The following is a 14,244-nucleotide window of genomic DNA, read 5'->3' as shown; positions in this document are numbered from 1 at the left end:
AAAACGTTCAGCGCTACGAAAATAATTTTGGTTTAATCTTGTCTTTGCAATTGCCACCCTAAATTGCCACCCTAATGTGAAATGCATGATCCCCTTTTCCATCCTTGACCTATCCTCAATCATCGAAGGCGGCGACGCTGCCAAGTCGTTTCGCAACACGCTTGATCTTGCCAGGCACGGAGAGCGCTGGGGCTATCAACGCTTCTGGCTGGCCGAGCATCATGGCATGCCGGGCATTGCCAGCGCCGCGACCGCTGTCCTGATCGGGCATGTAGCCGGCGGCACGTCGACCATCCGCGTCGGTGCCGGCGGGATAATGTTGCCCAACCATTCGCCTCTGGTGATTGCCGAACAGTTTGGAACCCTGGAATCGCTCTTTCCCGGGCGCATTGACTTGGGTCTCGGGCGCGCGCCAGGCTCAGATCAACTCACCGCGCGTGCCTTGCGTCGAAATCTCGGCTCCGATGCCGATCAGTTTCCCCAGGACGTCGTCGAACTGATGGATTACTTCGCGGCGACGCACCGGCAAGCGGTTCAAGCCGTTCCGGGTGCTGGCCTGAATGTACCGCTATGGATTCTTGGCTCAAGTCTTTTTGGTGCGCAACTGGCAGCTGCGCTGGGCCTGCCATACGCGTTCGCGTCGCACTTTGCGCCGGCGCAAATGATGGAGGCGATTGCTGTGTATCGCTCCACCTTCAGGCCCTCTGCTCAACTGGAGAAGCCATACGTGATGCTCGGCTTCAACGTCTTTGCGGCAGATACGGAAGAGGAGGCGCAATTTCTCGCGACTTCAATGCAGCAAGCATTTGTCAGCCTGCGCAACGGCCACCCCGATCGTCTGCCGCTACCTGTGGACGGTTATATGAATCGCATCGGTCCCCAGGAGCGGACCCTGCTGGATCAGGTCCTGTCATGCGCCGCGATCGGCTCGGGCGACACAGTAAAGCGCAAATTGGAAGAATTCATCGAACAAACAGGGGCAGATGAATTGATGATCACGTCGCAGATCTTCGATCATTCTGCTCGTCTCAGATCGTATGAGATCACTGCAGACCTGCGCGAAGCATTGGGGTGACAGCCGCTCTCGTCCAAAGCACCCCCATTCCGAATGTCAGCTTTGGAGAATATTTGTGAACGAGCGCTCAAATGTCAGGAGCGGCCGGTCGCATAGTCAGTGATCGATTAGAAACACCCTCAAATGCTTTTCATGTTTTTATTGGGAACTATAGCTATAAGCCCTATGTTTTTTTAAGTGGATTCTCCGCTGATTGTCACGCTGCCAGTTTGACCGTCGGCAGCATCACGGCATAAGCCTCATCCGGTGTTTTCTTGCCCAGGCTCGAATGCGGTCTGGATCGGTTGTATCAGTCCATGTATTGCATGATAGAGGTTCTGGCTTCGGTTACCGAGTCATAACACCCGCTCGTCCTTCACCGATTTCCACAGGCGCTCGACCAACCCATTATCCTGCCAGGCGCCGCGCCCGCCCAAGCTGAACTTGCAACCCTGTTCCTTGACCGCCTGCACGAACTCATGCGCGGTGAACTGGCTGCCTTGGTCGGTGTTCACACTCTGCGGCCTGCCATGGCGATGGAACGCCTGTTGCAGCACATCGACCGCATGGCACGCCTCCAGCGTGATCGCCACTTTTGCTGCTAATACCGTGGCTGGTCCAATCTACGACGGCGGTGAGGTAGACGAACCCTTTGGCCATCGGGATGTAGGTCGTGTCCAGCGCCCAAACCTGGTTGGCCCGGTTGATGGCGAGGCCGCGCAGCAGGTAAGGATAATTTCATGCCCGGGGTGCTTCTTGCTGGTACCCGGCTTCCTGTAGAGCGCCTATGCCCATGCGCTCCATTAGCGTGCCAACGTGCTTGCGCCCGACATTGAAACCCTCCCGATTAAGCTGGTCGCGCAGCATGCGTGCGCCCATGAATGGGTGCTCCAGATGCAATGCGTCAATGCGGCGCATCAGCGCCAGATCGGCGACACTGTCCGGTTTGGGCAGGTAATACACGCTGCCCCGACTGATGCCGGCCAACTGGGCCTGACGGCTGATCGAAAGTGCGTGGCGGCCGTCTATCATTGCGTTGCGCTCAGCAACCCCACCCTGGTTCCCGCACTTTCTAAAAAATCATTTTCCAGCGTCAGTTGCCCAATCTTGGCATGCAACACCTTCAGATCAACGGGCGGCTCTGCCACCGCGCCACCTCCGCCAAACAAGTCGGCAGCCCGTTCGCTCAGCTGCCGTTTCCACTCCGCAATCTGGTTAGGGTGAACTTCAAACCGCTGCGCCAGCTCGGCCAGCGTATGGTCTCCCGCCACGCTGCCAGCGCCACTTTGGCTTTGCATACCGCTGAGTGTGCCCGCCTCGCTTTTTTTGTGCCATCTTCTGCTCCATATCAAAGCCCCGCAGGGGCCATCAAAAGGGAGCATATCCTCCACTTATCGGCTTGTTCAGATTTCCGGGGCCACTTCTCCGGAACGCAGTGCAGGTGGACTCAACAGCTTGCTTAGTAAAGCGGTGACTTGCGTGATCTCGGTTTCGGACAGCGTGGTTTTGATCCAAGTACTTGAGTCGGCAATCAGTTCCTGCATGGTCTGTTCTATTATCGGTAAGGCGGACGGGCTGAGGCGGATGGGTTTGATACGGCGATCCGATGCATCGGTCGAACGTGTCACCAGCCCACGCGCTTCCAGCTGGCGTAAAATTTTGGTCAGTCCGCCCGAGGTGATGATGACCGAACGCTGCACGTCTGATGGCGTCAGCTCGTGTGGCGGTGCGGTGCGGCGCAAGCTGGCCAGCACGTCGAATTCAGCCGGACACAGACCATGACGGCTGAATATGGCGTTGGAGCGTGCGGTTTTGGCAGCATACACGCGATGCAGAGCAATCATCAGCGGCATCAGCGCGCCATCAAAGGTGGCTGACCAGTACTTGCAATGCATCGCTATCGGATCGGTAGGGTCATCAGGCATGAAGTGATTTCTGCTAAATGCTAAATGAAATATAAAGGTGAGAATATCATCTTGCAGGAAAGATAATTATGCAATATTATATATCTTTCTTGATAGATAATAATTATTCACCTGCATTGCTCTAACTATATTGGGGCTACGGCCATGTCATCAAGATGGCGGTGCCGATTCATTCAATCAGGCCTGAAAGTCCGCATATGTCGTATCGGTCACCCGCTGTAAATCATGTTCCTGCTGTGCGTCCCTGGTGGTGGGTGACAGCGGCGCTGTCGCTAGTGGGCTGCACCACGGTCGGGCCCGACTACAAACAGCCCGCTCCACCGGCCATGGCGGGCTACACGGCGCAGGGTTTGTCGCTACAAACGGCGGCGACGCCGACAGCTTTGCTGGGTGGCAGCCAGCGTTTCGTGTCTGGGCAAAGCGTGCCTGTGCGCTGGTGGCAAAATTTCGGTTCGGCCAAATTGAACGGTCTGATCGACCAGGCGTTGCAGGCCAGCCCCAGCCTGGCTGCGGCGCAGGCAACCTTACGTCAGGCGCAGCAATCGTATGCCGCGCAGGCCGGTTCCAGCCTGTATCCGCAGGTCGACGCCAATCCCGGCGCACAGCGCCAGCGTTCCAACAATGCGAGCTTTGGTCAGCCGGGGGGCGAGCGCATATTCGAGCTGTACCATGCAGGCGTCGCGGTGCGCTATAACCTGGATGTGTTTGGTGGCAACCGGCGCGCGCTGGAGGCATTGGCTGCGCAGGCCGATTATCAGCGTTATCAGCTCGAAGGCGCGCGTCTGACGCTGGCTGCCAACATTGCGACCACTGCCATGTCGCAGGCGCAATATGCCGCGCAAATCAGCGCCACCGAAGCCATATTGGCAGCGCAGCAGTCGCAGGTGGACATCGCACAGCTGCGTTTCAAGCTAGGTGCGATTGCGCGCGGTGACGAGCTATCTCTGCAAACTCAACTGGAGCAGACGCGTGCCAGCCTGCCGCCCCTACGCAATCAACTGCAACGGACCAACCACCTGCTCGCGCTGCTGGTGGGCGAGGCACCGGGTGCAGCACACATCCCGCAATTCAGCTTGAGCGATTTCACTCTGCCGGCCGATATTCCGCTGCTGGTGCCGTCCGAGCTGGTGCGTCAGCGACCGGATATTCGGGCTTCGGAAGCGCTGCTGCGTGCGGCCAACGCGGAATATGGCGTGGCCATTTCAAAAAGCTATCCGCAAATCAATCTGTCCGCCACGATGGGCACGCAGGCGCTGGCGGCTTCCAGCCTGTTTGGACCCGGTTCGATGATCTGGAGTCTGGCGGGACAATTGGCACAGCCCTTGTTCAACGGCGGACTCAAATCCGGGGTCAATTCGGCGCAGGCGAGTTTTGACGCCGCCGCCGCCAATTACCGCCAGAGCGTATTGCAAGGCTTGCGCAACGTGGCCGATGTATTGCGTGCGCTCGCTAACGGCGCACAGACTTTGCAGGCGCAGGCTGCCGCCAATGCCGCAGCGCAAGCGTCGCTGAACCTGATGCAGCAGCAATATAAGCTAGGTGGCGTAAGTTATCTGCAACTGCTGTCTGCCCAGCAACAGGCGCAACAAACCCGCATCAGCTTGATCTCAGCACAGTCGCAACGCCTGACCGATACCGCCGCGTTATATCAGGCTATGGGTGGCGGCTGGACTACCACCGCGAACTAGCCCGCACTGCACGCACTTTTGAATATCAACTGAATACGGAGTATTTTCATGACCAAGGGCACAACCAAGCGCATGATCATCATGCTGCTGATAGCCGCGCTGGTGTTCGGCGGGATTTATGGTTTTCAGCTATTCCGTAATTCGATGATACAGAAGGCTATCAAAGGCCAGGGTATGCCGCCGCAGGCGGTATCCACCATTGTGGCGCAGATGCAAACCTGGCAGCCCAGCGTCGAGGTGGTGGGCAATTTGCGGGCTTCCAGCGGCGCCAATCTGGCCGCCGAAGTGAGTGGTCTAGTGTCGGCCATCCACTTTAAATCCGGCGCAAGGGTGAAAGCCGGGCAGGTGCTGGTTGAGCTCAACGCCGCGCCGCAAAAAGCCCAGCTCGAACAGCTCAAAGCTGCCGCTGCATTGGCGCAGCAGAATTACCAGCGCGATCTGGCGCAGCTCAATGTGCAGGCAATCAGCCAGGCTGCGGTCGACGCAGATGCGTCCAACCTGAAAAGCGCGCAGGCGCAGGTGGCCGCACAGCAGGCGGTGATCGCGCAAAAAACCATACGCGCGCCGTTTTCCGGGCGCCTGGGTATCCGTCAGGTAGATATGGGGCAATATGTCGGCCCAGGTACCGCCTTGGTCAATCTGCAGAAACTCGACCCGATGTATCTCGATTTCACCGTACCCCAGGCGCAGATAGATATGATTAAGGTCGGCGAAAAAATCACCGCATACACCAATGCGCTGCCGGGTAAAATCTTCACCGGCCACATTGCGGCGATCGAACCGCAGGTCGATACCGCGACGCGCAACATCAAGGTGCGCGCGCGTTTTGCCAACCCGGACGGCGCCTTGCTGCCGGGCCTGTTCGCCACGGCGCGGGTGGGCAATGGCGCCACACAGCAATACATCACGCTGCCCAATACCGCCGTGGCGTACAACCCCTACGGCAGCACGGTGTTCATCGTCAAGGACGCGGGCAAGAGCAAGGATGGCAAGGCGCAACTGACGGTACAACAGCGTTTTATCAGCACCGGGCTGACGCGCGGCGATCAGGTAGCGGTGCTCACTGGCTTGCAGGCGGGCGAAACCGTAGTTACTGCCGGGCAACTCAAACTGCATAACGGCGCACCGGTGATCGTCAACAATAGCGTACCACCCTCGAATAACCCCAATCCTGAGGTGAAAGACGAATGAGTACCGCTGTTAACGCGACACTGCGCAAATTCACCGATATTTTTGTCGAGCGTCCGGTACTGGCGTCGGTGATCAGCCTGGTCATCCTGGTGCTGGGGCTGCGTTCGCTCGGCCTGCTGCCGGTGCTGCAATTTCCCTATACACAAAATGCAGTGGTGACGGTGAGTACCGCTTATCCGGGCGCAGACGCCAATCTGGTCGCCAGTTTCATTACCACGCCGCTGGAAAACGCCGTGGCTCAGGCCAATGGTATCGACTACATGACCTCCAGCAGCGTGCAGGGCGTGAGTACGATTACCGCCAATCTGCGACTGAATTACGAGCCTGACAAAGCGCTCACCGAGATCAACACCAAGGTCAACGCGGTGCTCAACCAGTTGCCGCCGCAGGCGCAGAAACCCACCCTGTCGGTAAGCATCGGCCAGACCATCGACGCCATGTACATCGGTTTTTACAGCGACGTGCTCAAGCCCAATCAGGTGACCGATTATCTGGTGCGTGCTGTGCAGCCCAAGTTGCAGGCGATAGACGGGGTACAGACTGCCGAACTACTGGGGGCTAAAAACTTCGCCCTGCGTGCCTGGCTCGACCCGCAGAAATTGGCGGCGGTTGGTCTCACGGCAGCCGATGTGTATACCGCGTTGTCGGCCAATAATTTTCTCTCATCGAGCGGTCAGTCCAAGGGCCAGATGGTGCAGATCAACCTGAATGCCTCGACTGCGCTGAATTCGGTCGAGTCCTTCAAGCAGATGGTCATCAAGCAGCAGGACAGTGCAGTGGTGCGCCTGTCGGATGTGGCGAACGTGACGCTGGGCGCGGACGATTACGATTCAAGTGTGTCATTCGACGGAAAAAAAGCGGTGTACGTGGGGATACAAGTCGCACCCGGTGCGAATCTGCTAGACGTGGTGGCGCGCGTGCGCAAAGCCATGCCAGGTATTGAGGCGCAATTGCCGCAGGGTATAAACGCCAATATCGTGTACGACTCGACCAAATTTGTTAATTCTTCGATCAAGGAGGTGGTAAAAACCCTGCTCGAAGCGATCCTCATCGTCACTATTGTGGTGTTCGTATTTCTCGGTTCACTGCGCTCCGTGCTGATCCCGATTATCGCCATACCGCTATCGCTGATCGGTAGCTTTACCGTGATGCTGGCGCTCGGTTATTCGATCAACCTGCTTACCCTTCTGGCGCTGGTACTGGCTATCGGTCTGGTAGTGGACGATGCAATTATCGTGGTGGAAAACGTCAGCCGTCATCTCGAAGAAGGGCTGACGCCGACAGCCGCAGCAATACAAGCGGCGCGCGAGCTGTCCAATCCGATTATCGCCATGACGGTCGTGCTGATTGCGGTGTACGTACCGATTGGTTTTATGAGTGGGCTCACCGGCGCGCTGTTTACTGAGTTTGCGTTTACCTTGGTCGGCGCCGTGACCATGTCGGCGGTGATCGCGCTGACGCTGTCGCCAATGATGTCAGCACGCCTGCTGCGCGCGCCCAAGCGCGAGGGTGGCAACTGGCAGGACCATCTGGTGATCTGGCTCGACAAACAATTCGAGCACCTGCACACGCGTTATGAACGCAGCCTGCACGGTGTGCTCAATTACCAGTCAGTGGTGGCGGTGTTCGCCGTGGTGGTGCTGGGCGGCATCTATTTTCTGTACAGTACGTCGATGTCTGAACTGGCACCCCAGGAGGATCAGGGCGTGCTGATCGCGGCCTCGTTCAATGCGCCAACGGCGACGCTGCAGCAGCGTGAGGCATATGGCAAGCAGGTTAACGGCGTGTTTACCTCGTTCCCGGAAAATGGTCATGTATTTCAGCTGAATACGCCGACTCAGGTCATCAGCGGTATGGTGCTCAAGCCTTGGGATGAGCGGGTGAGAACCTCCAATCAATTGCAACCGCTGGTGCAGAAAGATTTGGGGAAAATCGCCGGGACGCAGAACGCCATCTTCCAGCCGCCACCCTTGCCGGGTGCGCGTGGCCTGCCGATACAATTTGTGATTACCACCACCGAACCGTTTGACCAGCTCTTCGATGTATCGCAAAAATTCCTCCAGGACGCACAGAAAACCGGCGATTTCATATTCATGCAATCCGATCTGCGCATCGACCTGCCGCAAACCACAGTGGTGATCGACCGCAATCTCGCCGCACAGGTCGGGCTGAACATGCAGGAAATCGGCTCGGCGCTGTCGGCCATGCTGGGCGGCGGCTATGTCAACTACTTCGAGTTCAGCGGGCGCTCGTATAAGGTGATCCCGCAGGTCGAGCAAAAATTCCGCCTCAACGCCGACCAACTCAAGCAATATTACCTGAAGACAGCGAGCGGGCAGATGGTGCCGCTATCCACAGTGGCGCATCTGGAAACCAAAACCCAGCCGGAGACCATCAACCACTTCCAGCAGCAGAACATGGCAACCATTCAGGGTGTGGCGTTCCCCGGCATTTCTCAGGGGCAGGCGCTGGAACGTCTGAAGGTGCTGGCGCAGGATACCCTGCCACAGGGCTACAGTTTTGATTACTCTGGCCCGTCGCGACAATACATCCAGGAATCAGGCGGCTTAGTGCTGACCTTCTTCTTCGCCATCGTGATTATTTTTCTGGCATTGGCGGCGCAGTTCGAGAGCTTCCGCGACCCGGTCATTATTCTGGTATCGGTGCCGATGTCGATTGCCGGGGCGCTGATCTTCATCAACCTCGGCATCGGTCACGCCACGCTCAACATCTATACCGAGGTGGGGCTGGTGACGCTGATCGGGTTGGTGTCCAAGCATGGCATCCTGATCGTGGAATTCGCCAACAACCTGCAACGTCGCGGTGCGAGTAAGCGCGAGGCGATTGAGAAGGCAGCCGGGCTGCGCCTGCGTCCCATCCTGATGACCACGGCCGCGATGGTATTGGGCGTCATACCACTCATCACTGCTAGCGGCGCCGGCGCGGTGAGCCGCTTCAACATGGGGCTGGTGATTGCCAGCGGATTGTCGATCGGCACGCTGTTCACCCTGTTTGTGGTGCCGGGCATGTACATGCTGCTGGCCGCGGATCATAGCCATGAGGCGCGCGCCCGGCTGGTGACCGAAACGGCATAGCGCATCAGGCTTCTCCATTCTGGCAGGACACAAACGCTACGCCCACACTACCGCCCTGCGCGACGATGCAGTCAGCCCGCAGATATTGGGGATGAACAAACTCATCAGCGAAGATGCACTGCGCCCAGCGGCCACGGCAAGCTGATCTGGTACGCACTCGGCGCGAAAACCATCGAACTGATCCACCACAGAATGTGCATGTTGACACCGTGCGCGATGATCTCGATACGGGATGCTGACCTGCAGGAAGCGCTGCTCGCCAACCTCGATCCTAAGAATGGAAAGGCAATTGAGATCAACAAGGTGGCTTGGCGGTTGCGCAAGCATCTCGGCAACCCGAAATTCAAGGCGCTATCGGAGCAGTGGGATGCACTGCGGGATCGCTTCGAGTCCGGGGGCTCAACAGCGTCGAGTTCCTCAAGCAACTCCTCCAGATCGCCAAGGAAGTGTTGCAGGCCGAGAAGGAAATCCCACCCGAGGAGGACGAGGATCGCGGCAAAGCGGCACTGACCGAACTCTTCAATGAAGTGAAAACCGCCGAGACGCCGATCATGGTCGAGCGCGTAGTCGCCAACATCGACGAAATCGTTCGCCTCGGGCGCTTTCCTGGCTGGCAGGACACCCTGGCCGGTGAGCGCGAGATCAAGAAGGCGCTGCGCAAATCGCTGTTCAAATATAAGCTGCATGCGACGAGGAACTGTTCGAGAAAGCCTACAGCCATATCCGGCAATATTACTAAACGTGGGTTAATCGGTTTTGAAATTCAACATAGGAAGCTGCGGATGTCCAGCGTCACCGTTATTCCGACTGTGCCAGGTGAATTATTTGCAAAATTCCAGACCAGCTTCTATTCCAAGGTACTTGAGGTGGAATAGATCAATTTTTCTTTAGCGCAGTCGTAAGCTGTATGCGGTAGATCTTTTCGAGTTCGCCGCGCGCGCAGATTTTTTTCAGGTTTTGTTCAGTATCCGCGAGGCGTTCAGCTTGTTCATCGAAGCTTTCGTCCGAATAGCCCTCCAGACGTTGTTTGTCGTCGGTTTCCAGCACGCAGCGCGTCCACAGCAAGCTCAGGCGTTCGATTTCAGCGTCGGTGTAATCAAAATCGCCTGGGTGGGTTTTGAGCGTTTACGAGCGAACGGCGTAGCGCTTCGAATTCGGTTTGCAGTTTGCCCGCTTCGATAGGCACACGACGCATCGCTTCGTGGTGGTCGCGTGTCTTGAGGCTGAAGATGATGTCGCGCTTGTCCTCGTAGCAGGACAACAGGTCGTTGGGGATGCGGCAGCGGAAATAATGGAAATAGTAGACAGCAGACTTCGCGCGTTTGTGCAGATAGGTTTGTTTCGGCATATAAGCTCCACTCAGGTTGTGGGTAACATCTGAGTGTAGCTATCGGTTGCTGGATAAACGCCTGATTATCTGTTTATCAGGAAATTCAAGCGCTTAACTAACATTTTGGCGGAGAGAGAGGGATTCGAACCCTCGGTAAGGCTATAAACCCTACGCTCCCTTAGCAGGGGAGTACCTTCGACCACTCGGCCATCTCTCCGTTTGAGACAGCGCGCAATAATAGCTTTTTGCGCGGTACCGGTCAAATTTATGCGGCTTTTTCCAACCCAAAAGCCTTATGCAGAACGCGCACGGCAAGTTCCAGATATTTTTCGTCAATGACGACGGAAATCTTGATCTCGGAAGTGGAGATCATCTGGATGTTGATGCTTTCTGCGGCGAGGGTTTTGAACATGTTGCTGGCGATGCCCACGTGAGAGCGCATGCCGACGCCGACGATGGAGACCTTGGCAATTTTGTCGTCACCGATCACTTCACGCGCGCCGATTTTGGCCTGCATGCCGCGAAGTAGCTGCAGAGTGCGGGTGTATTCGTTGCGGTGTACGGTAAAAGTGAAATCGGTGTTGTTGTTGGCGCCGACGTTCTGGATGATCATGTCGACATCGATGTTTGCGTCAGCGACAGGCCCCAGGATTTGATACGCGATGCCAGGTGTGTCCGGCACCCCAAGAACGGTGATTTTGGCTTCGTCGCGGTTGAAGGCGATGCCGGAGATGATGGCTTGTTCCATGTTGTCGTCTTCCTCGAATGTGATGAGCGTGCCTTCGCCTTCTTCCTGAAAGCTGGACAGCACGCGCAGTTTGACTTTGTACTTGCCGGCGAACTCGACTGAACGAATTTGCAGTACCTTCGACCCCAGGCTGGCCATTTCCAGCATTTCTTCGAAAGTGACCGTCTTGAGACGCCGAGCTTCTGGCACGATGCGCGGATCCGTCGTGTATACGCCATCCACATCGGTATAGATCTGGCACTCGTCGGCTTTCAATGCGGCGGCCAGCGCCACGCCGGTGGTGTCAGAACCACCGCGGCCCAGCGTGGTGATGTTGCCATGTTCATCGACCCCCTGGAAACCCGCCACCACAATGACATTGCCGGCTTGCAGGTCAGACCGAAGGTGTTGCTCGTCAATATTCAGGATGCGCGCTTTGGTATGGGCATTGTCGGTGAGGATGCGCACCTGCGCACCAGTGTAGCTCTTGGCTTTGAGGCCCAGATCCTTGAGCGCCATGGCGAGCAGGGCAATGGTGACTTGCTCGCCGGTGGAGACCAGTACATCCAGTTCGCGGGTATCGGGCGGTGATTGCACATCGTGCGCCAGCTTGATCAGGCGATTGGTTTCACCGCTCATGGCGGATAGTACGACCACCACCTGATGTCCGAGCATTTTGAATTTGGCGACGCGTTCGGCTACCTGTTTGATGCGTTCGACGCTGGCGACCGAGGTTCCGCCGTATTTTTGTACGATGAGTGCCATGTATATTCAGAATTCAAAAAAGTGAAATTCTATCCCAGCGCCGTAAAAATAACGAGGCAGGCCGCCCGCGCTTACTTTAATGCCGGCGTCAGGTGAGGCGCCAGGATTTGCAGCAACTGGGCAAAAATCTTGGGATTGCCTGCGACCACGTTGCCGGTTTCGATGTAGGTATCGTCGCCGTGGAAGTCGCCAACCAGGCCCCCCGCTTCCTGGATGAGCAGGCAGCCGGCGGCGATATCCCATTTGTTCAGGCCGATTTCCCAAAAGCCGTCCAGCCGTCCGGCAGCGACATAAGCCAGATCCAGCGCCGCCGAGCCGGGCCGCCGCACCCCGGAGGTTTTTTGCAACATGTCACGGAACATCGCCAGATAGACATCGAGGTGGCTGAAATCGCGATACGGAAAACCGGTGCCAATGAGAGATTCCGCAAGTTTCAGGCGGTTGGACACGCGGATGCGACGATCATTCAGATACGCCCCCTGGCCACGCGAGGCGGTAAACAGGTCATTACGGCTGGGATCGTATACCACGGCCTGATTCAGCTGGCCTTTGTGCAGCAGCGCGATGGATACGGAATATTGCGGAAATCCATGCAGGAAATTGGTCGTGCCATCCAGCGGGTCAATCACCCACTGGAATTCGGAATCGCCTTGCGCGCCACTCTCTTCTGCTAAAATCGCATGGCTGGGGTAGGCGGTCAGCAGTACATCGATAATGGCCTGTTCCGCAGCACGATCCACCTCAGAAACGTAATCATTGTGACTTTTGTGTTTGACCGTGAGCGCGTCAATATCCTGAGACGCGCGGTTGATAATGCCGGCGGCGCGGCGGGCGGCTTTCACCGCGGTGGTGAGCATGGGATGCATGTTGATCTGTCAATGAGCGTGGAAACAGCCGCCATTTTAAAGGTAAGTGCGCGTTGAATAAAACTTTTTTGCTCAATAATGTGCGTATTGTACTGAGCCATACCAGTCATCCCGGTAATATTGGCTCGGCGGCGCGCGCGATGAAAACCATGGGGCTGGCCGACTTGCGCCTGGTCAACCCCAAACGGTTTCCTGACCCGGCCGCGCACGCCATGTCTTCCGGGGCGCTGGATGTGCTGGACAACGCGCGCGTATGTGCGTCGCTGGAAGAAGCGCTTAGCGGGTGCGTATTCACCGTCGGATGCACGGCGCGACGACGTGACCTGTCTCACCCGATGCTGAGCGCGCGCGACGCGGCGCCCGTTTTACTTAAGCACGCGGCCCGGCAACCGGTCGCCCTGGTGTTCGGCACCGAGATGTCGGGTCTGACCAATGCGGAGCTGGATCGCTGCCAGCTGCTGGCACATATTCCCTCTAATCCTGACTACAGTTCATTAAACCTGGCGTCTGCCGTCCAGGTTTTGGCGTACGAGTTGCGCTGTGCGTTGCCGGGATTGCCCCTGCCGCCAGCCGACACGCCGGAACTGGCGCAGCATGAAGATGTCGAGCTGTTTTACCACCAACTTGAACGCACCCTGATTTCGACAGGCTTTCTTAATCCTGCGGCCCCCCGGCGCCTGATGACACGGCTGCGCAGACTGTATGCGCGTACCCTGCTGGAAAAAGAAGAGCTCAACTTTCTGATGGGGATACTTAAGGCGATGCGTAAAGTTGACTGAATTACTTGGGTATAAGATACTTTTGGTTTGCGTCAAGAAGGGTTGCATGAGCCATGTTTAGCAAGCTGCGTGAAGACATTTCAGTGGTGTTTGAGCGCGACCCTGCGGCACGCTCCATGTGGGAAATCCTCACTACCTATCCGGGCATACATGCAGTATTGATCCATCGCCTGTCGGCGCGATTGTGGCATGCAAACTTCAAGTGGCTGGCACGTTTCATCGCGCACCTGGCGCGCGGTTTGACCGGTATCGAAATTCACCCCGGCGCCAGCATTGGCCGGCGTGTGTTTATTGACCACGGCATGGGCGTCGTCATTGGTGAAACCGCCGAAATAGGCGACGACTGCACCCTGTATCACGGCGTGACTCTGGGCGGCACCTCGTGGAATAAAGGCAAACGCCACCCCACCCTGGAGAAAGGCGTGGTGGTGGGGGCAGGCGCCAAGATACTGGGGCCGCTCACAATAGGCGAAGGCGCCAAGATTGGCTCCAACGCCGTGGTGGTAAAAGACGTGCCGGCGGGCGCCACAGCCGTGGGGATACCAGCACGCATTCTGGACGAGAATCAGGCCAGGCAAAATAATCAGGCGGCCGGCAAGCTGGGTTTCTCCGCTTACGCCATCAGTGCGGACATGAATGACCCCATGGTCAAGGCAGTGCATGGATTGATTAATCACTCCACTGTTACCGATGAACGCATCGAATGGATTCTGCAGCAGCTGGAAAAAATGGGAGCGGAGCCTCCGGCAGCGTGTAAAACTGACGAACAATTCGACGCGGCCTACCTCAATAAAATAGTTGACTGAATTTATCGGGTATTGTAT

12 protein-coding genes, 1 tRNA gene and 1 pseudogene are annotated in these 14,244 nt (G+C 57.0%); 7 read left to right on the top strand and 7 right to left on the bottom strand.

Going from position 1 to position 14,244, the window contains the following annotated elements; all coding sequences use genetic code 11:
* The first annotated feature begins 85 nt into the window (after window positions 1–85).
* A complete protein-coding gene (locus tag GZH91_RS05115) occupies window positions 86–1,075 on the top strand; it encodes an LLM class flavin-dependent oxidoreductase (RefSeq protein ID WP_147071624.1) in 990 nt (329 codons plus the stop codon).
* 196 nt (window positions 1,076–1,271) lie between these two features.
* Here the strand turns inward: GZH91_RS05115 and GZH91_RS05110 are convergent.
* Together GZH91_RS05110 and GZH91_RS05105 are read right to left on the bottom strand one after the other, a co-directional pair.
* Window positions 1,272–2,339, bottom strand: a pseudogene (locus tag GZH91_RS05110) (IS3 family transposase).
* Between the two features lie 118 nt (window positions 2,340–2,457).
* On the bottom strand, window positions 2,458–2,979 hold the full coding sequence (locus tag GZH91_RS05105; protein WP_147071622.1) for a MarR family winged helix-turn-helix transcriptional regulator: 522 nt from the start codon (window positions 2,977–2,979) through the stop codon (window positions 2,458–2,460).
* 236 nt (window positions 2,980–3,215) lie between these two features.
* Here GZH91_RS05105 and GZH91_RS05100 point away from each other — a divergent pair, with 236 nt between their 5' ends.
* The 4 genes from GZH91_RS05100 to GZH91_RS05080 all read left to right on the top strand — a co-directional run bounded on the left by GZH91_RS05100 (window position 3,216) and on the right by GZH91_RS05080 (window position 9,828).
* Window positions 3,216–4,667 carry an efflux transporter outer membrane subunit gene (locus GZH91_RS05100; RefSeq protein WP_223264508.1) on the top strand — a complete coding sequence of 484 codons (1,452 nt, stop codon included), beginning with the start codon at window positions 3,216–3,218 and terminating at the stop codon, window positions 4,665–4,667.
* A gap of 48 nt (window positions 4,668–4,715) precedes the next feature.
* Complete coding sequence (locus GZH91_RS05095; protein ID WP_147071617.1) at window positions 4,716–5,858, top strand: efflux RND transporter periplasmic adaptor subunit; 1,143 nt, start codon at window positions 4,716–4,718, stop codon at window positions 5,856–5,858.
* Window positions 5,855–8,953: an efflux RND transporter permease subunit gene (locus tag GZH91_RS05090; RefSeq protein ID WP_147071615.1), complete on the top strand. Its 3,099-nt coding sequence runs from the start codon at window positions 5,855–5,857 to the stop codon at window positions 8,951–8,953. Before GZH91_RS05095 ends, GZH91_RS05090 begins: the two co-directional genes overlap by 4 nt.
* Window positions 8,954–9,261: 308 nt before the next feature.
* A complete protein-coding gene (locus GZH91_RS05080; protein ID WP_198415404.1) occupies window positions 9,262–9,828 on the top strand; it encodes a hypothetical protein in 567 nt (188 codons plus the stop codon).
* 1 nt (window position 9,829) lies between these two features.
* On the opposite strand, the gene GZH91_RS05075 is transcribed toward GZH91_RS05080, so the two are convergent.
* From GZH91_RS05075 to GZH91_RS05055, 5 genes are all read right to left on the bottom strand, one after another.
* Entirely contained in the window at window positions 9,830–10,000 is a 171-nt protein-coding gene (locus tag GZH91_RS05075) for a hypothetical protein (protein WP_161984179.1), read from the bottom strand.
* 49 nt (window positions 10,001–10,049) lie between these two features.
* On the bottom strand, window positions 10,050–10,301 hold the full coding sequence (locus GZH91_RS05070) for a DUF6538 domain-containing protein (protein ID WP_147071613.1): 252 nt from the start codon (window positions 10,299–10,301) through the stop codon (window positions 10,050–10,052).
* A gap of 106 nt (window positions 10,302–10,407) precedes the next feature.
* Window positions 10,408–10,500: transfer RNA gene (locus GZH91_RS05065), tRNA-Ser, on the bottom strand.
* A 48-nt stretch (window positions 10,501–10,548) separates the two neighbouring features.
* Window positions 10,549–11,775 (bottom strand): aspartate kinase, encoded by a 1,227-nt coding sequence (locus GZH91_RS05060; protein ID WP_147071611.1) that lies wholly within the window; start codon window positions 11,773–11,775, stop codon window positions 10,549–10,551.
* A gap of 71 nt (window positions 11,776–11,846) precedes the next feature.
* A complete protein-coding gene (locus tag GZH91_RS05055; protein ID WP_147071609.1) occupies window positions 11,847–12,641 on the bottom strand; it encodes an inositol monophosphatase family protein in 795 nt (264 codons plus the stop codon).
* 53 nt (window positions 12,642–12,694) lie between these two features.
* On the opposite strand from GZH91_RS05055, the gene GZH91_RS05050 reads away from it, so the two are divergent.
* Together GZH91_RS05050 and cysE are read left to right on the top strand one after the other, a co-directional pair.
* The gene (locus GZH91_RS05050; RefSeq protein ID WP_147071607.1) at window positions 12,695–13,420 is read left to right on the top strand and encodes an RNA methyltransferase; all 726 of its coding nucleotides are present in this window, start codon (window positions 12,695–12,697) and stop codon (window positions 13,418–13,420) included.
* A gap of 53 nt (window positions 13,421–13,473) precedes the next feature.
* The gene (cysE, locus tag GZH91_RS05045; protein WP_147071605.1) at window positions 13,474–14,226 is read left to right on the top strand and encodes a serine O-acetyltransferase; all 753 of its coding nucleotides are present in this window, start codon (window positions 13,474–13,476) and stop codon (window positions 14,224–14,226) included.
* The last annotated feature ends 18 nt before the right edge of the window (window positions 14,227–14,244 follow it).

It is taken from the genome of Sulfuriferula plumbiphila (genome assembly GCF_009938015.1).
Lineage (GTDB): Bacteria > Pseudomonadota > Gammaproteobacteria > Burkholderiales > Sulfuriferulaceae > Sulfuriferula > Sulfuriferula plumbiphila.
The sequence above is the reverse complement of the archived record's forward strand: the minus strand, read 5'-3'. Positions and strand labels throughout refer to the sequence as shown.

Coding starts and splice junctions, on each gene's coding strand:
- GZH91_RS05115 (WP_147071624.1), top strand. CDS start 86: ATGATCCCCTTTTCCATCCTTGACCTATCCTCAATCATCGAAGGCGGC.
- GZH91_RS05105 (WP_147071622.1), bottom strand. CDS start 2,979: ATGCCTGATGACCCTACCGATCCGATAGCGATGCATTGCAAGTACTGG.
- GZH91_RS05090 (WP_147071615.1), top strand. CDS start 5,855: ATGAGTACCGCTGTTAACGCGACACTGCGCAAATTCACCGATATTTTT.
- GZH91_RS05095 (WP_147071617.1), top strand. CDS start 4,716: ATGACCAAGGGCACAACCAAGCGCATGATCATCATGCTGCTGATAGCC.
- GZH91_RS05055 (WP_147071609.1), bottom strand. CDS start 12,641: ATGCATCCCATGCTCACCACCGCGGTGAAAGCCGCCCGCCGCGCCGCC.
- cysE (WP_147071605.1), top strand. CDS start 13,474: ATGTTTAGCAAGCTGCGTGAAGACATTTCAGTGGTGTTTGAGCGCGAC.
- GZH91_RS05060 (WP_147071611.1), bottom strand. CDS start 11,775: ATGGCACTCATCGTACAAAAATACGGCGGAACCTCGGTCGCCAGCGTC.
- GZH91_RS05070 (WP_147071613.1), bottom strand. CDS start 10,301: ATGCCGAAACAAACCTATCTGCACAAACGCGCGAAGTCTGCTGTCTAC.